This window comes from Actinomadura syzygii (assembly GCF_008085905.1).
Lineage (GTDB): Bacteria > Actinomycetota > Actinomycetes > Streptosporangiales > Streptosporangiaceae > Spirillospora > Spirillospora syzygii.
Genome location: NZ_VSFF01000004.1, coordinates 442217 through 467161, shown reverse-complemented (window position 1 = coordinate 467161; position 24945 = coordinate 442217). Strand labels below are relative to the sequence as shown.

The 24945-nt window shown below is 70.3% G+C and carries 24 protein-coding genes; 11 read left to right on the top strand and 13 right to left on the bottom strand.

The window, feature by feature from the left end:
- Positions 1-344 precede the first annotated feature (344 nt).
- From FXF65_RS12115 to FXF65_RS12105, 3 genes are all read left to right on the top strand, one after another.
- Positions 345-2798, top strand: a complete 2454-nt coding sequence (locus FXF65_RS12115) for a LamG domain-containing protein (RefSeq protein ID WP_148349854.1) — start codon at positions 345-347, stop codon at positions 2796-2798.
- Between the two features lie 82 nt (positions 2799-2880).
- Positions 2881-4065: an MFS transporter gene (locus FXF65_RS12110; protein ID WP_148349853.1), complete on the top strand. Its 1185-nt coding sequence runs from the start codon at positions 2881-2883 to the stop codon at positions 4063-4065.
- Positions 4062-5096: a TolB-like translocation protein gene (locus FXF65_RS12105; protein ID WP_148349852.1), complete on the top strand. Its 1035-nt coding sequence runs from the start codon at positions 4062-4064 to the stop codon at positions 5094-5096. Before FXF65_RS12110 ends, FXF65_RS12105 begins: the two co-directional genes overlap by 4 nt.
- Position 5097: 1 nt before the next feature.
- Here the strand turns inward: FXF65_RS12105 and FXF65_RS12100 are convergent, their stop codons facing one another.
- Positions 5098-5739, bottom strand: a complete 642-nt coding sequence (locus FXF65_RS12100; RefSeq protein WP_148349851.1) for a hypothetical protein — start codon at positions 5737-5739, stop codon at positions 5098-5100.
- A 108-nt stretch (positions 5740-5847) separates the two neighbouring features.
- On the opposite strand from FXF65_RS12100, the gene FXF65_RS12095 reads away from it, so the two are divergent.
- Positions 5848-6759: a glycoside hydrolase family protein gene (locus tag FXF65_RS12095; protein ID WP_148349850.1), complete on the top strand. Its 912-nt coding sequence runs from the start codon at positions 5848-5850 to the stop codon at positions 6757-6759.
- Positions 6760-6773: 14 nt separating this feature from the next.
- Here the strand turns inward: FXF65_RS12095 and FXF65_RS12090 are convergent, their stop codons facing one another.
- Positions 6774-7763: a sulfotransferase family protein gene (locus FXF65_RS12090; RefSeq protein ID WP_148349849.1), complete on the bottom strand. Its 990-nt coding sequence runs from the start codon at positions 7761-7763 to the stop codon at positions 6774-6776.
- A 385-nt stretch (positions 7764-8148) separates the two neighbouring features.
- Between FXF65_RS12090 and rox the strand changes: the two genes are divergently transcribed.
- On the top strand, positions 8149-9585 hold the full coding sequence (gene rox / locus FXF65_RS12085) for a rifampin monooxygenase (RefSeq protein WP_148349848.1): 1437 nt from the start codon (positions 8149-8151) through the stop codon (positions 9583-9585).
- A 271-nt stretch (positions 9586-9856) separates the two neighbouring features.
- Entirely contained in the window at positions 9857-11419 is a 1563-nt protein-coding gene (locus FXF65_RS12080) for a N,N-dimethylformamidase beta subunit family domain-containing protein (protein ID WP_222868516.1), read from the top strand.
- Between the two features lie 24 nt (positions 11420-11443).
- Here FXF65_RS12080 and FXF65_RS12075 read toward each other — a convergent pair whose 3' ends face one another.
- From FXF65_RS12075 to FXF65_RS12050, 6 genes are all read right to left on the bottom strand, one after another.
- Complete coding sequence (locus FXF65_RS12075) at positions 11444-12088, bottom strand: DedA family protein (protein WP_222868515.1); 645 nt, start codon at positions 12086-12088, stop codon at positions 11444-11446.
- 147 nt (positions 12089-12235) lie between these two features.
- Positions 12236-12646: a RidA family protein gene (locus FXF65_RS12070; RefSeq protein ID WP_148349847.1), complete on the bottom strand. Its 411-nt coding sequence runs from the start codon at positions 12644-12646 to the stop codon at positions 12236-12238.
- A 155-nt stretch (positions 12647-12801) separates the two neighbouring features.
- Positions 12802-13389 (bottom strand): maleylpyruvate isomerase family mycothiol-dependent enzyme, encoded by a 588-nt coding sequence (locus FXF65_RS12065; protein WP_148349846.1) that lies wholly within the window; start codon positions 13387-13389, stop codon positions 12802-12804.
- A 67-nt stretch (positions 13390-13456) separates the two neighbouring features.
- The gene (locus tag FXF65_RS12060) at positions 13457-14416 is read right to left on the bottom strand and encodes an RNA polymerase subunit sigma-70 (RefSeq protein ID WP_148349845.1); all 960 of its coding nucleotides are present in this window, start codon (positions 14414-14416) and stop codon (positions 13457-13459) included.
- A 56-nt stretch (positions 14417-14472) separates the two neighbouring features.
- Positions 14473-15090, bottom strand: a complete 618-nt coding sequence (locus tag FXF65_RS12055; RefSeq protein WP_148349844.1) for a methyltransferase family protein — start codon at positions 15088-15090, stop codon at positions 14473-14475.
- Between the two features lie 73 nt (positions 15091-15163).
- On the bottom strand, positions 15164-15691 hold the full coding sequence (locus tag FXF65_RS12050) for a cation diffusion facilitator family transporter (RefSeq protein WP_187412237.1): 528 nt from the start codon (positions 15689-15691) through the stop codon (positions 15164-15166).
- Between FXF65_RS12050 and FXF65_RS46205 the strand changes: the two genes are divergently transcribed.
- On the top strand, positions 15607-15801 hold the full coding sequence (locus FXF65_RS46205) for an ABC transporter ATP-binding protein C-terminal domain-containing protein (RefSeq protein ID WP_187412248.1): 195 nt from the start codon (positions 15607-15609) through the stop codon (positions 15799-15801). The genes FXF65_RS12050 and FXF65_RS46205 overlap by 85 nt on opposite strands.
- 130 nt (positions 15802-15931) lie before the next feature.
- On the opposite strand, the gene FXF65_RS12045 is transcribed toward FXF65_RS46205, so the two are convergent.
- Positions 15932-16579 (bottom strand): DUF4360 domain-containing protein, encoded by a 648-nt coding sequence (locus tag FXF65_RS12045; RefSeq protein WP_148349842.1) that lies wholly within the window; start codon positions 16577-16579, stop codon positions 15932-15934.
- 793 nt (positions 16580-17372) lie between these two features.
- Entirely contained in the window at positions 17373-17936 is a 564-nt protein-coding gene (locus FXF65_RS12040) for an RICIN domain-containing protein (protein ID WP_187412236.1), read from the bottom strand.
- 565 nt (positions 17937-18501) lie between these two features.
- On the opposite strand from FXF65_RS12040, the gene FXF65_RS12035 reads away from it, so the two are divergent.
- Complete coding sequence (locus FXF65_RS12035) at positions 18502-19017, top strand: TIGR04222 domain-containing membrane protein (protein WP_148349840.1); 516 nt, start codon at positions 18502-18504, stop codon at positions 19015-19017.
- A 112-nt stretch (positions 19018-19129) separates the two neighbouring features.
- Here the strand turns inward: FXF65_RS12035 and FXF65_RS12030 are convergent, their stop codons facing one another.
- Entirely contained in the window at positions 19130-20008 is an 879-nt protein-coding gene (locus tag FXF65_RS12030) for an NAD(P)H-dependent oxidoreductase (RefSeq protein WP_148349839.1), read from the bottom strand.
- Positions 20009-20115: 107 nt separating this feature from the next.
- Here FXF65_RS12030 and FXF65_RS12025 point away from each other — a divergent pair, with 107 nt between their 5' ends.
- Positions 20116-21111, top strand: coding sequence for a GlxA family transcriptional regulator (locus FXF65_RS12025; protein ID WP_246198519.1), 996 nt, complete (start codon positions 20116-20118; stop codon positions 21109-21111).
- A 117-nt stretch (positions 21112-21228) separates the two neighbouring features.
- On the opposite strand, the gene FXF65_RS12020 is transcribed toward FXF65_RS12025, so the two are convergent.
- Positions 21229-22425, bottom strand: coding sequence for an MFS transporter (locus FXF65_RS12020; protein ID WP_148349837.1), 1197 nt, complete (start codon positions 22423-22425; stop codon positions 21229-21231).
- 103 nt (positions 22426-22528) lie between these two features.
- Between FXF65_RS12020 and FXF65_RS12015 the strand changes: the two genes are divergently transcribed.
- Positions 22529-23146 (top strand): TetR/AcrR family transcriptional regulator, encoded by a 618-nt coding sequence (locus FXF65_RS12015; protein WP_148349836.1) that lies wholly within the window; start codon positions 22529-22531, stop codon positions 23144-23146.
- 97 nt (positions 23147-23243) lie between these two features.
- Here FXF65_RS12015 and FXF65_RS12010 read toward each other — a convergent pair whose 3' ends face one another.
- Positions 23244-24125 carry a LysR family transcriptional regulator gene (locus tag FXF65_RS12010; protein ID WP_148349835.1) on the bottom strand — a complete coding sequence of 294 codons (882 nt, stop codon included), beginning with the start codon at positions 24123-24125 and terminating at the stop codon, positions 23244-23246.
- Here FXF65_RS12010 and FXF65_RS12005 point away from each other — a divergent pair.
- Positions 24094-24918 (top strand): TrmH family RNA methyltransferase, encoded by an 825-nt coding sequence (locus FXF65_RS12005; RefSeq protein ID WP_148349834.1) that lies wholly within the window; start codon positions 24094-24096, stop codon positions 24916-24918. The two genes, FXF65_RS12010 and FXF65_RS12005, sit on opposite strands and share 32 nt — an antisense overlap.
- Positions 24919-24945: the final 27 nt, after the last annotated feature.

Below are 24945 nucleotides of genomic sequence, written 5' to 3'. Positions count from 1 at the left end.
GGACGATCTCGTCCACGCTCACCTGTTCCGTTTTCACCTCCTTGCAGGGTCATTCGGCCATCGGAAAGCGGCCGACAGAAATGATCTTTGTGGTTCGCGCGCAATGTGCGCTCCCGCCGCGCTCGGAACGACGCACAGTGATCTTTCGAGGTGGCGGCCATAAACCTCGCGAATCGGGTCCGCTTTCGGTCAGACGCCCGAATGATCGCGGCTCTGGGATGAGCTCCCATCTTGTTCTACTTTGAAGCAAGTCATGGGTGTGGCAGCGCGCGGTCGGAGCGTCCGGTGGGGCGGCGCGTCGCTCTTGTGCGGCCAGGGCTCGGGACCGACGGAGAGGTGATCGAGTGTTCGCGCGCAGACGCATGGGAACGGCCCTGTTGATCACGTTGTTCGTCGCCGTGGTCGGCGGGTCGGGGCCGCTGGCCACGGACGTCGGGGCCGCGGCGAAATGGCCCATGACCCCGAAGGTCGATCCGCCGCCGCTTCCCGTCGACCCGAGGACGCCCCAGGAGGAACTGGACAGCCTCGGAATCAGCGGATATCCGGACCGGCTGAGCGTCCAGCCGGGCGAGTCCGTGAAGATCATGGCGAGCACGAAGAGCCCGTCGTTCCGGGCGACGATGGTGCGGGTGGTGCACGGAGACGCGGACCCGCGCGGGCCGGGGCTCAAGGAGCAGGTCATCGCGTCCGACGTCAACAAGGAGTACCCGGGCCAGTACCAGACATTACCGCCCGGCTCTTACGTGACCGTCCCCGACAATGACGAGCTGCGGCCGGACGGAAGCTTCACCATCACGGCGTGGATAGCGCCGACCACCGTCCCCGGCTCCAAGCTCAACCCCATCGCCTACCAGCGGACCCCGGTCGCCACCGGAGCGGTGCAGGGCATCGTGACCAAGTGGTCGGACGCGGAGAAGGCCGGATACGGCATGGTCGTCGACCGGGACGGCGGTCTCGGCCTGCGCCTCGCCGACCGGTCCGGGAGCGTCCACACGGTGAGCAGCGGCGTGAAGCTCCAGCCGTGGGCCCCGGCGCTGCGCGGGGTCGAGCCCGGCGGCACCGTCCGGCCGCAGAACGTGAACTCGTCCGGCTGGTACTTCGCCGCCGTCTCCTACGACGCCGGGACCGGGAAGGTGAAGCTGTACCAGCAGCCGCTGAGCGGCCACCCCAACTCCTCCGAGGCCGTCGTGACCCGGTCCATCGGGGCCCACGGGCTGAAGAACGCCGCCTCCCCGCTGCTGATCGCCGCCTACCAGGGCGCCGACCGGCGACCCACCGGGTTCTACAACGGCAAGATCGACGCCCCGCGCGTGTTCGACCGGGCGCTTGACGACCGCGAGATCCGCGCCCTGCGGCTCGGCGGACCGGCCGCCGGAGCGGCGGCGGCCTTCGACTTCTCCAAGAAGATGGACACCGACCAGGTCGTGGACACGTCCGGCAACGGGCTGCGCGGCCGCGCGGTCAACCTGCCGGTCCGGGCCGTCACCGGCCACAACTGGCAGGCCGACGAGCAGAACTTCACCCGCGCGCCCGGGCAGTACGGCGCGATGTACTTCCACGACGACGACGTGAGCGACGCCGTCTGGAAGCCGAGCTTCACGTGGCGGGTGCCCACCGACGCGCGCAGCGGCGTCTACGCGGCGAAGCTGGAGGCGAACGGGCAGGTCTACCACGTGACCTTCGTGGTCCGTCCGAAGCGGGGCAAGCCCACGTCGAAGATCGCCATGCTGGTCCCGACGTTCAGCTACCTGGCCTACGGCTGGACGGGCAGCCTGCAGAGCGGGCTGAGCCAGTACTCGCGGCACTCCGACGGCAGCGGCGTCGTCTACTCGTCGGGGCTGCGTCCGATCACGAACCTTCGTCCGCTCGCCACCGGCCCCAAGGGGCAGGGGAGACCGTGGCAGTTCGAGGCGGACACCCACATCTTCGACTGGCTGGAGTCCACCGGCCACAATGTCGACTACATCACCGACCACGACCTGCATCGCGAAGGCAGGAAGCTGCTGGACGACTACAAGGTCGTCGTCACCGGAAGCCATCCCGAGTACACGTCCGCGCCCATGCTCGACGCCCTGCAAGGCTGGCTGAACGACGGCGGACGACTGATGTACCTGGGCGGCAACGGCTTCTACTGGGTCACCCCGCTCGACCGGACCGGCAACTACACCGAGCTGCGCCGCCACGACGGCACCGAAGCCTGGCAGAGCGCGCCCGGCGAGTACTACCACAGCCTCACCGGCGAGTTCGGCGGGCTGTGGCGCTTCCGCGGACGGCCCCCGCAGCAACTCGTCGGCGTCGGCTTCACCGCGCAGGGCTTCGGCTCCCGCATGGGCACCGGTCTGTACAACCGGCCCCTGGAGCGCTCAGCGGAGAGCCACGATCCGAGAGCGGCCTGGGTCTTCGACGGCGTCAAAGCCACCGGTCCCATCGGCGACTTCGACACCCTGCAAAGCCCGGGCGGTCCCATGGGAGAGGAACTCGACCGCGCCGACTACGCCCTCGGCACCGCCGACAACACGATCGTGCTGGGCTCGGGCACCGGCTTCGGCGACGAGTACATGTTCGTGAAAGAGGAGAACAACACCGCCAACCTCATGGAAGGCGGCACCGTCAACTGGCTCGTCCGCGGAGACGTCGCCCTGACCCAGTACCCGCACGGAGGCGCGGTCTTCTCGGCCAGTTCGATCGCCTGGGCCGGTTGCCTGTTCTTCAACCATTACGACAACGACATCTCCACCATCACCGGGAACGTCCTGAGAGCCTTCGCCACCGACAAGCCGCTTCCGGGTACCAGCTGACGTGTACATATCGGTACGAGGCATTCCGCAAGGGACGAGGTCGGCGGTCCGGGTACCGCGCGTCGTGGTCGTCCTCGGACTGGTGAGCCTGATCACCGACATCTCCACCGAGATGGTGACGGTCGTCCTGCCGCTGTTCGCGACCCTCGCGCTCGGGCTCACGCCCGCGGCGTACGGGCTGCTGGACGGCCTCTACCAGGCCGCGACCGTCCTGATGCGGCTGGTCGGAGGCTTCTTCGCGGACCGGTTGCGCCGTCCCAAGCTCATGGCGGGCACCGGCTACGCCCTCGGCGCCGCCGCCAAGCTGCTGCTGCTCCCGGCGGGGGGCGCGGGGGCGCTGTCGGCGGCGGTGGCCGTCGACCGCATGGGCAAGGGGCTGCGGACCGCGCCGCGTGACCTGCTCATCGCCACGGCGGCCCCGCCGGACCGGCTCGGCAGGTCCTTCGGCGTGCACCGCGCCCTCGACGCGACCGGCGCGCTGCTCGGCCCGGTCGTCGCGTTCGGCCTGCTCGCGCTCGCGCCGGGCGACTTCGACATGGTCTTCGTCGTCTCGTTCTGCGCGGGCGTCCTGGGCGTGCTGCTGTTCGTCAACCGCGTCCCGGAAAGCGAGACGCGGCGCGGTGCGGTCGCCGCCGACGCGCCGGGGGAACGCTCGGACGCGCGGGCGATCTCCGGTCAGGACGTCGCGGCCCTGCTGCGGATCGCCGGGTTCCGGCGGCTGCTCTGCGCGGCGGCGATCCTGTCGGCGGCGACGATCAGCGACAGCTTCCTCTACCTCGTCCTGCTGCGGAACGACTCGGTCGGGACCCGCTGGTTCCCGCTGCTGTTCCTGTGCACCAGCCTCGTCTACCTGGCCCTGGCCGTGCCGTTCGGCCGGGTCTCCGATCGCCTCGGCAGGCACCGCGTCTTCACCTTCGGGTACGGCCTGCTGCTGTGCGCGTACCTCGCCGCGATCCTCACCGGCGGGGCCTCCGGCGCCGTGCTCTGCCTGGTGTTCCTCGGCGCCTACTACGCGGCGACGGACGGCGTCCTGCCCGCGGCCGCCGTGCCGCTGCTCCCCGCCGAACTCACGGCGACCGGGATCTCCATCGTCCAGGCGGCGGTGGCGGCCGGGCGGGCGCTCGGGGCGGTGGCCTTCGGCGTCGTCTGGTCCGCCGCCGACGGCGACGCCGCCGTGTGGGCCTTCGCCGCCGCTCTCACGGCCGCCCTGCTCGCGACGGCGCCGCTGATCGCGCGAGCCCGCGTCCGCCGAACGGAGGTCCGATGATCCGTGTCGATCTGCGCAGACTGAACGACGGCAAGATCATGCTCGGGATCGCCGTCCTCGTCATGGCCGTGGCGGCGAGCTGCGTCGCCTCCTCGGCGCTGCGCGCGAGCACGACGGGCGGAGCGGGCGGCGGCTCGGTGGACCTGCCCGAGGGCCGCCAGATCGTGTTCCGGTCGCTGCGCCCGGGACCGGCGTTCGGGCGCATCGCCGTCCTTCCGGCCGCGGACGTGGGGCGCGAGCGCACCGTCCTTTCGACCCGCTGCGAGCGGACGGCCGCCTCGCCCAAGGGCGGTCTCTGCCTGCGCCAGACGCGCAACCCGATGCACCTCTACTCCGCCGTCCTCCTGGACGGACGGCTCCGGCCCGGCAAGGAGGTCCCCGTCAACGGGATTCCGAGCCGCGCCCGCATCTCCCCGGACGGCCGCTACTACGCCACGACCACCTTCGTGACGGGACATTCCTATCTCTCCGACGGCTTCTCCACTGAAACGGTCATCGGCCGGGTCGGCGGCGACCCGGTCGGCAACGTCGAGGAATTCACGTTCCTGCTGAACGGCCAGCCGAACCAGAACGTGGATCGCAATGTGTGGGGCGTGACGTTCGTCCCAGGCGGAGAGAGGTTCTTCGCCACCGTGGCAACCCAGAACCGCAGATACCTCGTCGAAGGCGACATCGGGCGGCGCACCCTCACCGCCGTGCGGGACAACGTCGAATGCCCGTCGCTGTCCCCGGACGGTCGGCGGCTGGTCTACAAGAAGCGGACCGGGTCCAACTCCGACGTGTGGCGCTTCCACGTCCTCGACCTGGCGAGCGGCGTCGAGACGCCGCTCGCGGAGACCCGCAGCGTGGACGACCAGGCGGCGTGGCTCGACGACGACAACGTGATGTACGCGGTGCCCAAGGGCGGCGCGGGCGGCCGCAACGCCGACGTGTGGGTGACGTCCCTGCGCGGCGCCCCGCCCCGTCTGCTCATCCCGGACGCGGACTCGCCCACCGTCCGATCGAACGGCCACGCCCAGCGCCGCGTGTAGATCAGTGGGCCTTCTCCGGTTGCAGCCGCGAAGCCACCGCACCGATGGTGCATACCACCAGCAGAATGGTCAGCAACGCCAATAGGGGATTGACGAAGCCGGGCACCGAATCGGCCCCGCAGGTCGTATCTGACAGGGGGAGCATGCTCAGGGACCCATCCGGCCGGGTTCCCGTTCCCGTGAACCGGCAGGCGTCTCCGGGATCTTTGCCCCACATGGCTTTGGTGCTCATCACGCCGTAGCCGTACAGCGCCACGAGCGCGAGCAGCCACGTCCACACCAGCCGCGTCCACGTCGCGCGCGCCGCCGCCCGCCCCGGCCGAAGCCCGGACCGGACGGCCATCACCCCCGTCGCCACGGCGCCGAGTGCGACGACGGGCCAGGCGATGATGGTCAAGAACACCATCAGCACCAGCATTTTGAGCATCTCGACCGGGTCGGCGATGAGCGCGGCCAGCAGCCCGCCGCCCATGATGCCCAGCACCCACCACCGCAGCCGTCCGAAGGCGGCGGGCCGCCAGGCTCGCAAGGGCAGCAGCACGGCCAGCGCCACCAGCAGCACCAGGAGGGTGAGAGCGATCGGGCCGCCCCCGAACCCCTCGGAGGCGAAGTCCCCGCTGTGTGCAACCGTCGAAAACGCCATGCGCCAAGCTATCCGGCCGACCCGGCAGCCCTCGCTTCACCCAGAAGCGAGCCGGACGCGCCGGACGGCGGACGTGTGAGCCGGAGCGTCGTGCCCTATTATTCCGACATGGAATTGGGGGAATTTGACCGGCGGGTCGCCGCGCTGCTTCCACGCCCGGACCGTTCCGCGGTCGTCGTCGAACCGCCGGGCGACGGCGACGGGTACTGGGCCGGAGCGCCGAGCGCGGTCGAGAGCGAAGGATGGATCTACCTGGCCTACCGGCTGCGCCGGCCCATCGGGAAGGGACGCGGGTACGCGGTGGTCGTCGCCCGCTCCGCCGACGGGGAGCGCTTCGAGCCGCTGTCGGTCATCAGCAAGGACGCGATGGAGGCCGAGTCGCTGGAGCGGCCCACCCTCGTCCGGACGCCCGAGGGAACGTGGCGGCTCTACCTGAGCTGCGCGACGCCCGGCACCAAGCACTGGCGCGTGGAGGTGCTCCAGTCCGACGCCCCGGACGGGTTCAGCCCCCGCGACCGGCGGGTCGTGCTGCCCGGCGACGAGAAGACGGGCGTCAAGGACCCGGTGATCGTCCGGCACGACGGCCGCTGGCACCTGTGGGCCTCGTGCCATCCGCTGGCCGTCCCCGCCGAGGCCGACCAGATGACCACCGAGTACGCCACCAGCGCGGACGGCCTGGAATGGGTCTGGCACGGGACGGCGCTCAGCCCCCGTCCCGGCCAGTGGGACGCCCGGGGCGTGCGGGTCAGCGCGGTCCGCTTCACGCCCGACGGGATCGTCGCGGCCTACGACGGACGGGCCAACGCGGCGGAGAACTTCGAGGAGCGCACCGGCTTCGCCATCGGCGACGACCCCGCCGCGCTCTCGGCTGTCGGCTCCGCCCCATGGGCCTCCTCGCCCCATCACGGCGGCGGGTTCCGCTACCTGGACTTCCTGCCCACCCAGGACGGTCGCCTCCGCCTGTTCTACGAGGTGACCCGCGCTGACGGAGCACACGAGCTGCGGACCGAGCTGCGCTGACCCGTCCGGTGTCGTCAGCGTGAGCGCGGACGCCCGTTGCGGGCCTGGCGCTGCCCGCTCGGCCTCGCGCCCACCCGTCCGCCGGACGCCGCCTTCGGCTCCAGCCAGTCGCCGAAGTCTTCGCCGGTGACCTCCTCCAGCTTCTTGATGTCGTCCTCGAACAGGGGGATGAGGGCCTGGCGCTGCTCCCAGGTCAGCGGCCGCCGGGACGGGCCGTTGCGCTGCAGCGCGCGTTCCAGCGGAGTGGTGACCCGGGTGGACAGGTCGCCGGGCAGCACCGCGCCCGCCGCCACGCCGGTCCGCAGCAAGCGTGACAGGAAGCGGTGACGGACCGTCCGGCCGGGATGCACCGTGACGTTCTCGCGCGGCACCTCGGTGAGGACGCCCTGCTCGACGTCCAAAAACGAGCAGATTCGGTCCAGCGTCGGCCCCGGACGCTCCAGCAGTTCGCGGTACCGGAAGACCAGGACCTGCTCGCGGGGGAACAGCCCGTACAGGTGCTCCAACTGCTCGCCGTACCGGCCCAGCCGGACGTAGTGCCAGAAGGCCGCCCAGCCCGCGTCGATCCGCCATTCCTCCTCCTCGCAGGCGCGGACCACGTCGTCGATGGGCTCCAGTCCGGCCGACCACAGATGCGTCCAGTTGGAGTGGGCCCGCTCCACCGGATCCCGCAGGACGGCGATCAGCCGGGCCTTGGGGATCAGCTCCCGGATGCGCCGCTGGGCGGCCCGGTCGTACAGGTAGAACGGAGTCGACTCCCCGCGCAGCGCGTCGGGCGGGGCGCCCGTGAACAGCGCCTCGTAGTCCGTCTTGCGCCAGACGTGCTCGCGGTAGGTCTGCGCGTCGCCCGGCCCGCCCCGCGTCGGCGGCGCGCCGTCGGTGAGGAAGAACTTGGGCTCCTTCACCTCCGACAGGTACAGCTCAGGGTGCCCGGTCAGCGCCGCGTGCAGCGCGGTCGTCCCGGCCTTCGGGGCACCGATCACCAGAAAGTCCGGCAGAGCCATCGCGTCCTCCCCGTGGACCTCGGTAGTGATAGAACTATATATACCAATTAAGTAGGAAATGCCTCCTGGGTTCTCGATCCCGGCAGGGCCGGGGTCACAGCGCGATGAGACCCGCCGGTGTCGGGTCGAAGCCGCCCCGCTACTCATAGGTGATCGTCATGGCGTGGGCGTAGAGGTGGCCGACGCCCACGGAGGATGCCGGAAAAAGGGTTGGACGGGACGGCGCCCGGGCTTGTAACTTGCCGTTGGCCGTGACGCCGTCCGAGGAGGTGAGACCCATGAACGCTATCGACGTGGGTGCTCCTCGTTCCCGTCATGGTCGGCGATTGACATAGGTGTCGCCGGGAGCGCCTCGACAACAAGGCACTCCCGAAAGGCAACACCTATGCACTCTCTGCACTACGACGTGATCATCGTCGGCTGCGGGCCGACCGGCGCGATGCTGGCCGCCGAACTGCGGCTGCACGATGTGCGGGTCCTCGTCCTGGAGAAGGACACTGAGCCCGCGTCGTTCGTCCGCATAGTCGGTCTGCACATTCGCAGCCTCGAACTGCTGGCGATGCGCGGCCTGCTGGACCGCGTCCTCCCGCACGGAAGGCGGCGTCCGGCGGGCGGCTTCTTCGCCGCCATCGACAAACCCGCGCCCGAGGGCCTGGACTCCGCGCACGCCTATCTGCTGGGCATCCCGCAGCCGGTCATCGTCCGCCTGCTCGAAGAACACGCGATCGCGCTGGGCGCGGAGGTCAGGCACGGCTGCGCGGTGGCCGGTTTCGAGCAGGACGACGACGGCGTGACCGTCGAACTGGCCGACGGGGAACGGCTGCGCTCGCGCTATCTCGTCGGCTGCGACGGCGCGCGCAGCACGGTGCGGAAACTGCTCGGCGTCGGCTTCCCCGGCGAGCCCTCGCGCAACGAGACGCTCATGGGTGAATTGGAGGTCGGGGCGCCGCGGGAGGAGGTCGCCGCCAAGGTGGCCAAAGTCCGCGAGACCAATAGGACCTTCATCTTCATGCCCTTCGGCGAGGAGGTCTACCGCGTCGTGGTCCCCGGTGCGGGAGTCAGCGGTCGCGCGGAACCGCCCACGCTTGAGGACTTCAAACAGCAACTGCGCGCCATCGCCGGAACCGATTTCGGCGTGCACTCGCCGCGCTGGCTGTCCCGCTTCGGAGACGCCACCCGGCTGGCCGAACGCTATCGGGTGGGACGAGTTCTGCTGGCGGGCGACGCGGCGCACATCCATCCGCCGATCGGTGGCCAGGGCCTCAACCTCGGTGTTCAGGACGCGTTCAACCTCGGCTGGAAACTGGCCGCGCGAATTCGCGGCTGGGCGCCGGAGGAACTGCTGGACACCTACCAGTCCGAACGCCATCCGGTCGCGGAGGAGGTACTGGACAACACCCGCGCACAAGCGGAACTGCTGTCCACCGAACCGGGTCCGCAGGCCGCGCGGAGGCTGCTCACCGAACTGATGGACTTCAACGAGGTGAACCGCCACCTGATCGAGAAGATCACCGCGATCGGCATCCGCTACGACTTCGGCGAAGGCCCCGACCTGCTCGGCCGCCGCCTGCGCGACATCGACCTGAAACAAGGCAGCCTCTACGGCCTGATGCATCGCGGCCGCGGCCTGCTGCTGGACCGCACCGAACGCCTGACCGTCGAAGGCTGGTCGGACCGGGTCGACTACATCGCAGACTCGGCTGCGGCACTCGACGTTCCATGCGTCCTGCTACGCCCCGACGGCCACGTCGCCTGGATCGGAGACGACCAGCAGGACCTGGACGCCCACCTTTCCCGCTGGTTCGGCAAACACGAGAACTGATCTCGGCCCAGCGACCGAAAAGGGCCACGCAGAGAATCAGAATTATGATTCTTTGACCCGTGTGCGGCCCCGGACAGGTAGTCTCACCGCCCGTCCGGGGCTTCCCTTGTCAGCAGCAGGATATGTCCGGCCGGCGGGCGGGGGAGAGCACCAACCGCTAGACCTGCGTTGATGACCATCTGTTTCGTGTGCGTTGGTCGATGCGGTGGCTTTCAGACCGCCGTGGCGGGGAGGATTTCCGCAGGAGTCGATGATCACCGGGGGAGTGGTTGTGGAAAGCCGTGCGCGCGGCGGGATCGGTCCTGGCGGACGCCCGGTCGCGGACAGGGGGCTGCGGTGCCGGGCGCTGCTCGTCCTCGTCCTGGCGTTGTTCCTGGCCGCCGCCTGTTCGTCCGGGACGCACGATCGCGACCCCGGCGGGCAGGGGGCGTTGAAGACGGCGGCCGTCGCGGAGAACGCCAAACACGGGGACGCGGACTGGCGGATCGCCCGCCGGAGCAAGGGAGCCGAGCACGAGATCGAGGGCTACGCCGATCACGTGAGCGTCCTGCCCGGCGGACGGTTCCGGCTGTTCGTGTCGACCACGACACCGGGGTTCAGCGTCCAGGCGTTCCGGATGGGCTGGTACGGCGGGGCGCAGGCCCGGCGGGTGTGGCGGTCCGGGACGTATCCGGGCGTCCGGCAGGGGAGCGCCCGCATTGACCGGGCGTCCCGGACGGTGTCCGCGCCGTGGCGGCCGTCGCTGACCGTGTCCACCGAGGGGTGGCCCGAGGGCAGCTACCTGATGATGCTGACCGCCGCGTCCGGGGCGCAGCGGTACGTGCCCGTGACGGTCCGTTCCCCCAACACGGCGGGACGCCTCGTCGTGCTGAACGGCACCACCACCTGGCAGGCGTACAACATGTGGGGCGGCTACGACCTGTACAAGGGACCGTCCGGCGGGGAGAACGACCGGGCGAGTGCGGTCAGCTTCGACCGTCCCTACGACGGCAACGGCGCGGGCAAGTTCATGCAGTACGAGCAGCCCGCGATCGCGCTCGCCGAGAAGTTGGGCGTGCCGCTGGCGTACGCGACCGACAACGACCTGCACTCCGATCCCGGCCTGCTCAAGGGGGCGCGCGGTCTGCTGTCCCTGGGGCATGACGAGTACTGGTCGTCCGCCATGCGGCAGCGCGCGACGCGGGCCCGCGACCAGGGCGTCAACATCGCGTTCCTCGGCGCGAACGCGGTCAACCGGCACATCCGGTTCGGCGCGACGCCGCTCGGGGCGAACCGGCTCGTGGTCTGCTACAAGGACTCCGGCACCGATCCCGTCGCGCGGACCGACCCGGCCGAGTCGACCCAGGACTGGCGGCTTCCGCCGATGCCGCGTCCGGAGAGCGATCTCATCGGCATCCAGTACATGTGCTTTCCGGCGGAGGGCGCGTTCACCGTCTCGCGGCCCGACTTCTGGCTGTTCCGCGGCACGGGCGTCCGCGCCGGGACGCGGTTCCCCGGCGTCATCGGACCGGAGGCCGACGCGCTCAACCGAGGCGGCCCCACCCCCGGCACGCTGGAGATCGTCGCCAGCTCGCCGATCACCTGCGGGAACCGGTCGGCCGTCGCGCACGCCTCCTACTACACCAACCGCCAGGGGGCGGGCGTGTTCGCGACGGGCACCATGCGCTGGGTCTGCGCCATGCGCGGCCCGGCCTGCGGACACGGGATCACCGAGGCGGGGCGGCGGTTCGTCACCCAGGTCAGCGAGATGCTCGTCCGCGCCATGGCCGAGGGGCCGCTTGGACGCGCGCACCCGTCCCGTCCCAACTACAAGCTCACCGCCAGCGGACGCTGAGCCGGAACGCTCGGGGGCGAACCGTTACCGGGAATCCGTCCCCGAACGGTCGTTCCCATCCCGCTTCCTGTGCAGGTGATCGCGCAGCCGCCAGATGACGACGGCCAGGACGACCACGCCCGCGATCACGATCGCGCTGATGCGTCCCGCGACGTGCTCGATCCGGGCGTAGGCGTGCCCGGCGAAGTAGCCGAGCAGCGTGAAGCTGACGCCCCAGACGAGACCTCCGGCGGCGTTGTAGAGCAGGAACACGCGGCTGGGCATGGCCGAGACCCCGGCCAGCGCGGGCATGATCGCGCGGAAGAACGCGACGAACCGTCCGACGAAGACGGCGACGCCGCCCCTGCGCCGGATCAGGTCGCGGGCCCCGTCCACGCGGTCGTGGTGACGGCGGAGCGGACGGGTCTCCAGGATCGGCTGCCCGGCGTGGCGCCCGATCTGGTACCCGACGAAGTCCCCGGAGATCGCCGCCAGCACCACGATCGCGGCCAGCGGCACGACCGAGACCTTCTGCTGCGCGGCGAGCGCCCCGCCGAGGACGACGGCGGTCTCACCGGGCAGGACGAAGCCGAAGAACAGCGCGTCCTCGCAGAACACGAGCCCGGCGACGACCGCGTAGATGACCGGCCCGGACAACCCGGACACCCACGACATGACCGACTGGAACAAAACCCGCGCGCCTCCATCCCGGCTCCCTCAGCGCCGACAGCGCCCGGAACCCACCCGCTGGTATCTCGCCCACCGAGCCCTGCTCTAACCCACCCCTGGTCGGGGCTGCCAGCCGGGCGCGGCGGCCACCCGGTGGAGCGGAGCCGCTCAGGGTGCGGGCACCACCGCGACCGCCTCGACCTCGACCAGGATCTCCGGAGCGGCCAGCGCGTCGACCACGATCAGGGAGTGGGCGGGCCAGTCGCCGTCCGGGAACCAGTCGGCGAACGTCGCGTCCCTGCCCCGCCGGGAGTCGGCGAGATGCTCACGGCCCGCCACCATGGTGAAGAGCCGCACCAGGTGCGCGGGGCCGGAGCCCGCGGCGGCGAGCAGGGCACCGATGTTGGCATAGATCTGGGCGGCCTGTTCCGCCGCGCCGGGCCCGGCGAGCGAGCCGTCCGGCAGGGCGCCGATCTGCCCGGAGATGAACAGCAGTTCGGCGGACGCCGGCACGGACGCCAGGTGGCTGTACTGCCCGACCGGCGGGCCAATCTCCCCGGGACTCCAGCGGCGGACCATCGCGAGTTCCTCCCATCCTCGTGCGCGACCGGACGGGACGGGCCGCGCGTGGATACGTCACATTCTGATGGGTCGGCCAGGTGTCGCACCGGCCCACCGCTCTCGACGCGCCGCAGCGGACCGGGCACCACTCTGACGGCTGGAGAGCTTCGCCGTCAGAGTGGGCGGCGGCCGGTGACCACGAGGAGGATCTCTTTCGCCGTCATCTTCACGACCGTGGGGCCTTCGCCGACGGAGATGTCGGAGTCGGTGGCGATCAGGCGCTTCCCGTCCAAGTTGACCCCGAAGTACTTCAGTTGGCGGGGGCCGCCCGACGCCAATACGAGCGCGATGCGCTCAGGTGGTGCGGAGGGGAGTCCGAGTGGTTCGGTGACGTCGAGGCCGTGGATGACGTCGTGGCTGAGAGCGCCTGCCTCCCCGCCGCCCGGCGGCCGCCAGGGGTGCTCGATGTTGCGCCGGAGCAGGTCGACGAGTTCGGCCTCGCTCATCGCCCTCGCCGTGGACCGGGCGTCCCGGTCGGCATACCTGTTGAACGAGAACCCGGCCCGGACCAGGCCCGCCATCACCCCGAGCGGCCTGGTCCGGAACGGCATCGTGATGTGGGCGACCACCTCGCGGGTCCGCCAGCCGTCACACAGCGACGGCGCGTCCCATTGCTCCGGCGTGAGGTCGGAGAGGAGACCGGCGAGCCGTTCGCGCTCCGCGTGGATCTCGCTGGTCAGGTCGGTTGAGGCTGTTTCCATCGGGCTGTCCTTCCGCGTCGTGTGGCCTTCATCGGCTTGTACGACGCGTCGCCCGGGAACTCATCGGTCACACGGTGCGCCGCCCGGAGGCTTGGAGCATTTCGGGGAGGCCGAACTCGGTGAACCGGTGCTCTGTGCCGAGGAACGTGACCAGCCGGGCGATCCGACCGTCCCGCAGGTCGACCGAGACGAGGGCGAACGGGCGCAGGACTCCGTCGTCGCCCGGACGGTACTGCCCGAAGCCTGGGCCGCCATTGATGCCGCACGGGACGAGGCGCGCGCCCGCGCAGGAGTCGCTGTCCGCGGTGATCGCGGCGATCTTGGGTCCGCCGTCCAGCCGCCACCGGAACGGCGGCATCGAGGTCACCGCGTCTTCGCGCATCACCGCGGTCAATTCGGCGACGTCATGGGACTCGAAAGCCGCCACATATCGATGCAGTAGATCCCGCTGCGCGGCGTCTTCGGGGTCGTAGACGTCGAATGGGTCGGGCCGGTTGGCGGCCAATGTGGCCCGTGCGCGCTGCAAGGCACTGTTCACGGCGGGCACGGTGGTCTGCAGAATCTCGGCGGTCTCTTGCGCGGAGAACACCAGGACGTCCCGGAGAACCAGGACGGCCCGTTGACGGGGAGCGAGGTGCTGGAGTGCCGCGATGAACGCCAGGCGAACCGACTCACGTCCGACGACGACTTCGCCAGGGTCCTGATCGGCCAGGACACGCGAGTCCGGGATCGGCTCCACCCACATCTCCGGCGGAAGCGGCGCGCCAAGGTCCGGTCCGTAGGATTCCGCGCTCATGACCAATGCCCGCCGTTTGGCCGCGCGGAGCATATCGATGCAGACATTGGTGGCGATCCGATGGACCCACGTGCTCAGTGCAGCTTTGCCCGGGTCGTACTGCTGCCGTTTGGCGGACGCTCGAATCAGCGTCTCCTGAACCGCGTCATCGGTGTCAGCCGACGAACCGAGGAGCCGGTAGCAGTAGCCGGTCAACGGGAGGCGCAGCGCCTCCAGATCCTCGATCGCCAACCTGCTTTCCCGCACCGGCCACCCCTGTCATCCGACTGCCGTGCCCATCCAACAGGCTAGTTTCCACTGGTCGGCTGGCTGCGGCCCAGAGTGGGGAGGAACCGGCCCACCTCGGCGGCGTAGCGGTCGTAGTCCCGGCCGTGGAGGCGTCGCAGGTAGGGCTCCTCGACCGCGCGGATCTGCAGTTCGATGGTCGCGACCGTGAGGACCAGGCCGAACAGCGAGACCACGTTGGGGACCATGGCGGCCAGCCCGGCGCCGGTGACGATCATCGCGGTGAAGATCGGGTTGCGGGCCAGGGAGAACGCGCCGGTGGTCACCAGGGCGGTGGGCTCGTCCTCGTCGACCCCGATGCGCCAGGAGGCGCCCATGGACGTCTGCGCCGCGAGGGTGCCGACCACGCCGAGCACGGCCACGACCAGCCCGGTCACGCGCACGGCCGTCCGGTCGAGGACGTCGAACGGGTCCAGGCCCGCCAGACCGGCGACGGGACCGGCGAGACCGATGAGGAGCGCGGCGAGGAAGGCGATCCGGGCCCACCACTGCACGCTGCCCGGGGCCAGACCGCCGCCGCGGAAACCGGTGTCCCCGGCGCGGCGCCATTGCACCAGGCTGCGCAGGCCGAAAGCGGCAGCGGCCCACACGAGATAGATGATCAGCGCTGTCAGCGCCATGGCGTCCTCCAGGGAGGTTGAGGGGATACGGGTGAGGTCGGAGCGGCGGATGGGCTGTGCGCGGCTCGCCGGATCAGCCCGTCGATCGCCCGGCCGGACGCGAACCGCCCGACCGTTCCGCCGCCGGGGAGCGGATTCCCTCGCCCTCCTCGCAGCCGTCGTGGTCGGGCGGCTCGATCTGCAGCGTGGCGTTGGCGATGCCGTGCCGGTCGCGCAGCAGGTCGCGGGCACGGTCCAGGACGGCGTGCGCGTCGGCCCCGTCCGCGGTGACCAGGTGGGCGGTCGCCACGTGCATGCCGGAGGTCAGCGTCCACATGTGCAGACCGTGCACGTGCCGGACGCCGTCGACGGCGGCCAGCTCGTCGGCGACCGTCCGGGTGTCGAGCCCTTCGGGGACGTGCTGCCCGAGCACCGCCACCACCTGCCGCCCCAGCGCCACGGCGCGGACCACGACGAACAAGCCGATGGCGAGGGCGACGAGGGTGTCGAACAAGGGCCGTCCGGTGGCGGCGACCAATATCCCGGCCACGATCACTCCCACGGATCCGGCGCTCGGCTTGGCCCGCACGTTCCAGCACCCGGCGGTGTTCGCGACGCTCACCGGGTCGAACCGTCGTCCTGCACGAGGGACGCCTACTGGCGGACGCGATCCCCGAAGAGATCCGGAACGACCCCCAGGTAATCGACGCCTACTTCGGCGCCGCGCTCTGACTCCTGACATCATACGGTGAACAGGGCCCTCGGCCTCAAACCGAATGGGTGGATACGGGGAGGTGCTGGTCCTGCGGTGAGCAGGCCAGCACCTCAACCAGGCCGAGAACGGAAAGGCGCCCTCTCGAAACTACTGGCAGACCTTCCAGGCGTAGTGGTAGGTCGTCTTGATGCTGCCGTCGGTGGAGTCCATGCTGATGTAGCTGACCTCCGACGGGGTCGATGTTCCCAAATCCGCTCGCAGTTCGGTGTTGATGTTGAAGTTTCGCTGCTCGCCGCAGGGCGACCATACGAGCTGCGCTACATCCACCGTGTCGGTGTTCTGCCAGTTCTTCTTGAAAGGACCGGCGATGGGGTACGAGTACGCCCTGGTGTCCTTGTTGCCTTGGAAGTAGTAACTGGCGAGCTGGGTGGCGCTCGCGCCGTCGCGCAGTGAGGCGTAGCCGCGGTAGTCGGTCGACGAGACGGCGTACGTGAAGCCCTGGGGGACGTGCACCTTGAGGTTGAGTTGGCAGTTCTTGCGTTCGTCGGTGGGCACCGACGAACCGCCTACCTGTGCGAAGTACTTGCTGTAAGTGATGGTGAACGCGTCGTTGTTCTCCGACAGGGCGATCGCGGCGCTGCCGAGCGGGCATCCGCTGCCGTTGACCGTCGCGACGGTGATGGTGACTCCGTTGGGACCGTGTTCGAGGTACTCGTCGGAGGCGGCCGCAGGGGTGGCGGACGCCGTGATCACCGCGAGCGCGGCGGCGGTCGAAAATGCGATTCCTTTACGCATGCGAAACCCCTGTTCTGGTGTGGTCGGGCGGTTCTTCGTCTTTGGTGAGTAAAGACGCGGTGCTGGATCTCGCGATTGAGAGGGCGCCATCAATGGCGTGTCCAGGATCTTGAAGGAAGGGTAACTTTGATCGTTAAGTAATGTCAACGCATGGGTTTTCAACTCGATGGTCGAACTCTATTGTTAGGTGCGCCGCGCCCTGGTCACCTTGATCATCGATTATCGAACGTCAACAGCTGTTTTTGACAAAGAACCGTTCCAACCGGCCTTCTGGTGTTCTGGAGGGCCGTGACCAGGTGTTACCGGGCCTGGAAATGGCCGGAAACGGTCGTCCCGCCGAGGCTCGGCCCATTTGTCAGGGCTTGTGATCAGGAGATCTGAACTCAGTCGACTTCGAAGACTTCTTCGCGTCAATTGCATTGCTGCTGGACGGGCTCGACGTGCTCGTGTAAGCGGCAGGGCGCGAGGTGGTGTCGTGAATGATGTCCGCCTGGGTGTGGCGGGGGGCGAGAGTGGCGACGCCGAGGAGCGGCGTCTCGTCGGCTCTCTGGAACTCTCGGCGGGTCGCGCGTTCGTCGTGACCACGTGTCGGCGAGGTGCCGGACGCGCGATCGGTGGCGTGGCTCGGGATATCGAGACGTCTCGCGTGTACTTGCGGGATTGACGGTGTCCGCGTCCCGGTCTTCGTGTCGCCCGGATGGATGGGTGACGGTGAGTCGGGACGCGGTGTTCCGTTCGGGTTCGATGAAGAAGAATGCCTCCGGCCGCCTACGCCGTTGTCACGGGCAGTCGGTCACGGGCTGATGTTCCAGCGCTGGCTCCAGGCCGGCTTTCCGTCCGATCCGTAGCAGTCCCAGACGTGGATGGTGGCGCCGTTCTCCCATCTGGGTCCCTCGATGTCGAGACAGCGGCTGCCCGCGACGTTCCTGAGTTGCGTCCAAGGGTCGTCGCCGAACGGGATCTTCTCCCACTTCTGGTTGTTGCCGTCATGGCATGCGTACTGGTAGACCGCGTTCCCGTTGCCGTTGGGAGTGTCTTCGGACTTGTCTAGGCATTTCCCCGAGAGGACGTTCCTGAAGCGGAAGACATCGTGCCCGTTGAGCACTCCGACTTTTTCGACGAACCACCGCTGGTTTCTCACGTCGTCGGTATTGCGGAGATCCCACAGGTGCACCCTGCCCCTGTCTTGCGTGGACCAGCCCTCCACGTCGAGGACCCTGGTGGGGTTCAAGAAACCGCTGATGAACGTGGGGTTCGCCGCATGGGCGGGGGCGGAGGCACCGACGAGCAGCGCGGCGGCCGCGACGGCGGCCATCGATCCGGCCGCGGCCTGTCGCCGCATGGTGAGCGTTCTCATTCCCGACGTTCCTTTCTGGGAGCGAACTCTGTCGTCGGGTAGGACGCTCGGCTCCTTTCTGTGGGCGGCAGTCGCTCTTGACCTTCCCCGGTCAGGCATCGGTCAGGCTCCGTCATTGACACATATTTGCGTTTCGCGTAACTCGCGCAATGGAACGAGTTATGATTCGTTGATGGACGCGAATTCGGGTGCCCATATTCGAAAAAGGCGGCCTGGTGCTCGTCCGAGATGCGCGAAGGCAAAGGTGTGCTGACCCAGAGGCCGCCGCAGAGACGCTCAGGCCGACTGGCCGTCCGAGGCATTAACGACCTCGAGGAGCCGGAGGAGGAAGGGGGTGGCCAGCCGACCGGCACTCGTCCGTCAGACGCAGACGACGCGCGCTGCCACACGGAGCGGGTCGAATGGACTGGCCGCCGGCACCGCGACCGCCGAGGGCGAATCCGATCTCCGTGTTTGCGATGTTCGGCACGAAGTGGATCTTTATGGCGGGTGGGGTGGAACGGTTGCAGCATCAGCAGTATCACTAGGCTTGGACCTTGCCGTGTGTGTATAGGACACTTTGTCCATGGACGGCCTGACTGTCTTCGAGATCGCCTGCCTGTGCGGTGGGGCGGAACGGGTCGCCATGACGGCCCTGGTCGCCCTCCACCAGGATGACCGGATCAAGATCGGGTTCGCTCGGCATCGAGTGGTCGCGGTGGCCGAGACCGCCGACGATCCCATTGAGCGAGACGCACTGGCCGCGATTCCGTCAACTGGACTGCTGCTGCGCCCCGCGCTGGCGGCGATCAAGAATACGGAGCAGGTGCGGCAGGTCACCGAAGCGCTGCGGGCCAAGGGCCTGGACGGTCGGATCCGCGCCCACCGGATGCGCAGGGAACTGGCGGCAGATCCAGGCACCGGGCTGCACCGCATCGCCGTGCTCGGCGTGCCCGGCATTGAGGACGACCGACTCCGCCGAGTGTTCGAGGAGCCCGATCCGAAGCCCGAGAAATTCAAGAGGTCGCGCCACCGGGGCCCCGACCAGCCTTCCAATCTCTCCGACACCACCTACGCGGGTGGCGGCGACGGTGGATTCTGAGGCGGCCGCCATCCGACCATCGGCTGTCCTCCAGCGTAGATGGACGTTCCCGGATAGCGGGTTGTGACTGTTTCGGCAAGGTGAGTCGCCGTGATGGTAGGCCGTCACCGGCTCACCTTCGCGGTGGGAATTCGCAGGGAAAGCGGTCCGATCCTGATCGCGGCCGACGTCGGCTGCGACGTGCCCCGCCTAGCCTTCCTTCCGCAGGATCGGGCTGCGCCGGCGTGTCGGTGCGGTGGACGGTGAGGCCGGTGCGTGCGGGAGCCAGGTGCGGACGCAGGACGAGGTCGGCGTCGTAGTCGCCGCCGAGTTCGGCCCGGTACGGGATGGGCGTCGCGGTGGGCAGAGCCCGCAGGCGGTCGTCCAGGGCAGACTGCGCGGCGGCGTGGTCAGTCGGACGGGCGCGGTCGGCGGAGGCGATGACCAAGGGCGGCAGGACGTCCATGCCGGTATAGAACAAGGTGCCGTGCAGTAGCGGGAAAAGGACGTCCTCGGCCTCACCGTGGACGCCGCGAGGGCCGAGGCCGGTGGGGCGGGCGCCGGCGGTGGTGATGACGAGGGCGCGGCGCCCGGCCAGTCCACCGTCGCCGTAGCGCAGGGTGCGGCCGTGGTCGTCGGTGACGCCGAACGCGAAGCCCTGGACGAAGACACGGTCGAACCAGCCCTTGAGGATGGCGGGCATCCCGAACCACCACAGCGGGAACTGCACGACGAGCGCGTCCGCCCAAGCGATCTTGTCGTGTTCGGCGCGGATGTCGGGGGCGAGCGTCCCCGCAGCGTGGGCGCGTTCGGACGCGGCGCCGACGAGGAGGCGGTCGCGCGGGTCGTGGCCGAAGTCGGCGGGGCCGACGACTGGATTCCAGCGCATCGCGTACAGGTCGGAATGGCGGACGCGGTGCCCGAGGCGCCGCAGCGTGGCGGCGCCGTGGTCGCGCAGCGCGCCGTTGAGGGAGCGGGGCTCGGGGTGCGCGAAGACCCACAGGACGTTCACGACGGTGGCTCCTTCCGGTCGGGCTAGGCGTTCGATGCTGCCGGGCGGACGGGCCGGGCACGAGTGGCCCGCAGGCCGCGATGTGTAAGGATCGGGCCATGAGGGCCATGAACGGCGGGCGCGGCGGGGAGGCCAAGGCGCATCGGGTGGCGGTGCTGGTCCGCGACGGGGTGCTGCCGCTGGAACTGGGGATCGTCCACCAGCTGTTCGGGCAGGCGCGGTCGGCGGACGGCGCGCCGCTGTACGCGGTGGCGTCGTGCGCGGTGCGGCCGGGCGAGGTCGCGGCGGCGGCCGACTTCGCGGTGCGGGTGCCTCGCGGCCTGGACGCGGTGGCCGAGGCGGACACGGTGATCGTCCCGGCCTCGCACCTCTTGGACGAGGAGCGTCCCGGCGAAGGCCCGGTCCCGGCGGCGCTGGCGGCCGCGGCCGGGCGGGGCGCGCGGGTGGCGTCGATCTGCACGGGCGCGTTCGTCCTGGCGGCGGCGGGGCTGCTGGAGGGACGGCGCGCGACGACGCACTGGCTGTCGTGCGACCGGTTCGCCGCGATGTTCCCGGGTGTCCGGGTGGACCCGGACGTCCTGTACGCCGACGAGGGGAACGTGCTGACCTCGGCGGGCGAGGCGGCGGGCATCGACCTGTGCCTGCACATGATCCGCCGGGACCACGGCGCGGTGGTGGCGGGGGACGTGGCGCGCCGCACGGTCGTGCCGCCGCACCGCGACGGCGGGCAGGCGCAGTTCATCGCCCGCCCGGTGCCCGACCCCGCGCCCGGACAGGCGGCGCCGTCTACGGGCGCGGCGCGGGCGTGGGCGCTGAAGCGCCTCGACCGGCCGGTGACGCTGGCGGAGCTGGCGGCGGAGTCGTCGATGAGCGTGCGGACCTTCACCCGCCGGTTCCGGCAGGAGACGGGTGTGTCGCCGCAGGCGTGGCTGAGCGTGCAGCGGGTGGAGCGGGCACGGCGGCTGCTGGAGGAGACCGACCTCCCGGTCGACCGGGTCGCCGAGCGCGCCGGATTCGGGACGGCCGCGTCGCTGCGCCAGCACCTGCACGCCGCGGTGGGCGTGCCGCCGTCGGCCTACCGCGCCACCTTCCGCGGCCCCTGATCCGACGACGGATGAGGGGCCGTGCGGTTCGGGCGGCGCAAGCCCAGACCGGGTCCGCTCGTCGGCGCGCGCTGGGAGGTCCCGCGCACGGCCGTGCGGCTCCGGTCCGGGTCGCGGTCAACGCAGGTCGGCGTTGCCTCGTGCGGTCCACACCGCCAGGGCCGCGACAAGGGCGGCGGCGCCGCCGATCCACAGCAGTCCCGACAGGCCGAGCGTGTCGAGGACGACGCCGCCGACCAGAGCGCCCAATCCGATCGACAGGTTGAACACCGCCACCCACAGCGCGGACGCCGCCTCCACCGCCCGCGGCGCGGCCTTGATCATCCAGGACTGGAGCCCGACCGACACCCCGCCGAAGGCGAGGCCCCACACGATCAGCAGCGCGATGCCGCCGATCATGCCTCGGCCGAGCAGCACGAACAGCGGCATCGCGACGGCCAGGGTCAGAGTGATCATTTGCACGGTGCGGTGCGTCCGGCGGGCCAGCGCCGCACCGGCGGCGAAGTTGCCGACCATGCCCGCGAAGCCGAATGCGAACAGCAGCGGCCCGACCAGCCGCGCGTCGATGCCGGACAGCCGCTGCAGGGCGGGGCTGACGAAGGTGTAGGCCACGAAATGCCCGGTCACCAGGAGGAAGGTGGCCAGGATGCCGATCCGCACGCCGGGGTTGCGCAGTTGCCGGGCCAGCAGGCGCGGGCTCATCACCTGGGACGCGGCCAGCGGCGGCAGCACGGCGAGCAGCGCGGCCAGTGCGAGCAGCGCCAGCACGCTGAGGATGGTGAACGCGGTCCGCCACCCGGTCAGGCCGCCGATCAGCGTGCCGATCGGGACGCCGAACACGTTCGCGGCGCCGACCCCGCCGAAGATGATCGCGGTGGCGCGCGGCACGTGCGCCCCGTTCACCAGCCGGACCGCCAGCCCGCCCGCGACCGCCCAGAACCCGCCGATCGCGACCCCGACCAGCACCCGGGACGCGACCAGCACGGTGAAGTCGGGCGCCAGCGCGGACGCCAGGTTGGCCAGCGTCATCAGCCCCATCAGGCCGAGCAGGAGCAGCCGCCGGTCGAGCCCGCCGACCAGCGCGGGGACCACCGGCGCCGCGACCGCCGCGACGAGGCTGGGCACGGTCACCATCAGTCCGGCGGTGCCCTCGGACACCCGCAGCGCCGAACCCACGTCGGTGAGCAGCCCGATGGGCAGTTGCTCGGCGGTGACCAGCAGGAACGTGCCCAGTGCCACGGCGACCACAGCCGCCCACCGGCTTGGTTCCGGCTCCTGCCGGACGTCCCGGACGGTCTGCTCGGTCGTCGTCACGTCTACCTCCACGGGGAGAACCTCATTTGGGAGCGATCGCTCCCATATGACGCCGGACTCTAGTATGGGAGCGATCGCTCCACAAGTCGGCTAAGGTGAGGGCATGGCACGACCCCGGCAGTTCGACGAGCACGAGGCGGTCGCGCGGGCGACCGACCTGTTCTGGCACCGCGGCTACACCGCCACTTCGGTCCGCGACCTGGGCGCCGAGCTCCACCTCACGCCCAGCAGCCTCTATCGGACGTTCGAGGACAAGCACACCCTGTTCCTGCGCGCCCTCGACCACTACCGCGCGACCGAGTCCCTCCAGGCGAAGGACCGGCTGGCGACCACGGACCGGCCCGTCCGCGAGACGCTCCGCGAATGGCTGCTGTGGCTGGTGGGCTGCACCGCCGACGCCGAGCCCGGCCCCGGCTGCCTGGTGGTGAACACTGCCACCGAACTCGGCACCACCGACGCCGAGATCAGCGCACGGACCGAGGCAGCCTTCGAGGTCACCCGGTCGGCTCTGCGCTCACTGCTGGACGAGGGCCGCCGCTCCGGCGAACTGCCCCCCGACCTCGATCTCGACGCCGCCGTGGAACTGCTGTTCACCACGGTCCTCGGGCTACGGGTCCGGGAACGCGCCGGACACGATGCGGGGCGGCTCGCCGCCGCGATCGATTTCGCCATCCGCGGCCTGGGTCCCGCACCGGCCGAGCCGGACCGTCCAGCGCAGTGAGCATCCGCTACCGGCTCGGCCACCTACCGCCGCTCGGCCAGCACGGGCGGGTCCTATGACGCCTACCCGGAAGCGGTAAGCAGCCATGCCTTCGAGGTCAGGCGGTCACACGCGAACTCTCCTCCGTCCGAGCCGGTGACAGCCGACCGCGCCGACGGGCCGCGATGGTGGTCGCGGTGTGGACGAACGCCGCGAGCGCGGCCGCTCGGTGTCCCTGCGCCCAGGCGAGGACGAGGGTGGTGGGCTGGGCGTCGGTGACGGGTACGCAGGTCAGGTCGTCGCGGAGGTAACCCCGGACGGAGGCGGGCACCACGGCGACCGCGTGGCCGAGCGCGATGAGCTGCATGAGTTGGCCGACGTCCCGCACGGGCGCCCTGTTCGGAGTGTCGCCGGGGTCGGTCGTCCAGTTCGGCATCGTCTCGTCGGCCAGGTCCGCGAGGCTCACGGCTGCCCGGTCGGCGAGGTAGTGGTTGCGGGGGAGGACGACCACCTGGTCTTCGGTCAGGAGTTCCTCGGCGTCGAGACCGGAAAGGTCGGTGTTCGGCCGGTGCAGCAGGCCGACGTCGGCGTGGCCGTCGCGGATCATCCCGGCGCGCTCGTGGGCCGAGCAGAGGACGATGTCGACCGACACCGCGTCCGGCACGGTCTCGTAGGCGGCCAGGATGTCGGGCAGCAGACCGCAGTCACCGCCGGGTTTCATCACCAGGACCAGCCGGGGCGCGACCCGTCCCGCGCGCTGCGCGCGTCGTACGGCCGCGTCGACCGCGTCCAGGGCACGGCGGCTCTCGGTGAGGAAGACCTCTCCGGCCGGGGTGAGCACGACCCTTCGGCTGGTGCGCTCCAGCAACGGCACGCCCATCCGGCGGCGCGCAGCAGAAACCCTTGCCCCGATCGCTTTGTGGAAGACTTGGCCGTTCGTCGGGTGAGAAGCGAGGACTGGAGCGCCGGTGGGGGATGTGCTGCGGATCTCGCGGCCCAACGCGCGGTTTCAGCAGTGGGAGGCGCTGCTGCGGAACCGGAACAAGCGGCAGCGGGCCGGGGAGTTCCTGGTGCAGGGCGTGCGGCCGATCAGCCTGGCGGTGGAGCGCGGCTGGCCCGTGCGGGCGCTGATCCACGACGCCGAGCGGCCGTTGTCGCGGTGGGCGGCGGAGATGCTGGAGCGCGCCGGTGGTGAGCAGGTGGCGATGGTGCCCGAGCTGCTGCGGGAGCTGAGCGGCAAGGAGCAGGACGTACCCGAGCTGGTCGCGGTGGTGGCGCTGCCGGACGATGACCTGTCGCGGATCTCGGTGGGGCCGTCGACGCTGGGCGTGGTGTTCGACCGCCCGACCGGGCCCGGCAACATCGGCACGATGGTGCGTTCGCTGGACGCGTTCGGCGGCGCCGGGCTGATCGTCACTGGGCACGCCGCCGACCCCTACGACCCCAAAGCGGTGCGCGCTTCGACCGGGTCGCTCCTGGCGGTGCCGGTGGTCCGGGTCCGGTCCCACCGCGAGGTGCTGGACTGGGTGCGGCGGGAACGGGCCGCCGGACGGCCGCTCACCGTGGTCGGCACCGACGAGAACGGCACCGACGACATCGCCGACGTGGACCTGACCGGGCCTGTGCTGCTGGTGATCGGCAACGAGACCGCCGGGCTGAGCGCGGGCTGGCGGGAGGGCTGCGACACGATGGCGCGCATCCCGATCGGCGGCGCGGCCAGTTCGCTGAACGCCGCCAGCGCTGCCACGGTCGCGCTGTACGAGGCCGTCCGCCAACGCGGCGGCCGCCCCTAGACGTCCGCGCCCGGCCGTTACGGGGCG

What these genes read in the sequence shown, in the direction of transcription:
- FXF65_RS12055 (WP_148349844.1), bottom strand. Translation starts at nt 15,090, where the DNA reads ATGGCGCTGACAGCGCTGATCATCTATCTCGTGTGGGCCGCTGCCGCT.
- FXF65_RS12045 (WP_148349842.1), bottom strand. Translation starts at nt 16,579, where the DNA reads ATGCGTAAAGGAATCGCATTTTCGACCGCCGCCGCGCTCGCGGTGATC.
- FXF65_RS12100 (WP_148349851.1), bottom strand. Translation starts at nt 5,739, where the DNA reads ATGGCGTTTTCGACGGTTGCACACAGCGGGGACTTCGCCTCCGAGGGG.
- FXF65_RS12070 (WP_148349847.1), bottom strand. Translation starts at nt 12,646, where the DNA reads ATGGTCCGCCGCTGGAGTCCCGGGGAGATTGGCCCGCCGGTCGGGCAG.
- FXF65_RS12065 (WP_148349846.1), bottom strand. Translation starts at nt 13,389, where the DNA reads ATGGAAACAGCCTCAACCGACCTGACCAGCGAGATCCACGCGGAGCGC.
- FXF65_RS12035 (WP_148349840.1), top strand. Translation starts at nt 18,502, where the DNA reads ATGGACGGCCTGACTGTCTTCGAGATCGCCTGCCTGTGCGGTGGGGCG.
- FXF65_RS12015 (WP_148349836.1), top strand. Translation starts at nt 22,529, where the DNA reads ATGGCACGACCCCGGCAGTTCGACGAGCACGAGGCGGTCGCGCGGGCG.
- rox (WP_148349848.1), top strand. Translation starts at nt 8,149, where the DNA reads ATGCACTCTCTGCACTACGACGTGATCATCGTCGGCTGCGGGCCGACC.
- FXF65_RS12095 (WP_148349850.1), top strand. Translation starts at nt 5,848, where the DNA reads ATGGAATTGGGGGAATTTGACCGGCGGGTCGCCGCGCTGCTTCCACGC.
- FXF65_RS12105 (WP_148349852.1), top strand. Translation starts at nt 4,062, where the DNA reads ATGATCCGTGTCGATCTGCGCAGACTGAACGACGGCAAGATCATGCTC.
- FXF65_RS12090 (WP_148349849.1), bottom strand. Translation starts at nt 7,763, where the DNA reads ATGGCTCTGCCGGACTTTCTGGTGATCGGTGCCCCGAAGGCCGGGACG.
- FXF65_RS12040 (WP_187412236.1), bottom strand. Translation starts at nt 17,936, where the DNA reads ATGAGAACGCTCACCATGCGGCGACAGGCCGCGGCCGGATCGATGGCC.
- FXF65_RS12025 (WP_246198519.1), top strand. Translation starts at nt 20,116, where the DNA reads ATGAACGGCGGGCGCGGCGGGGAGGCCAAGGCGCATCGGGTGGCGGTG.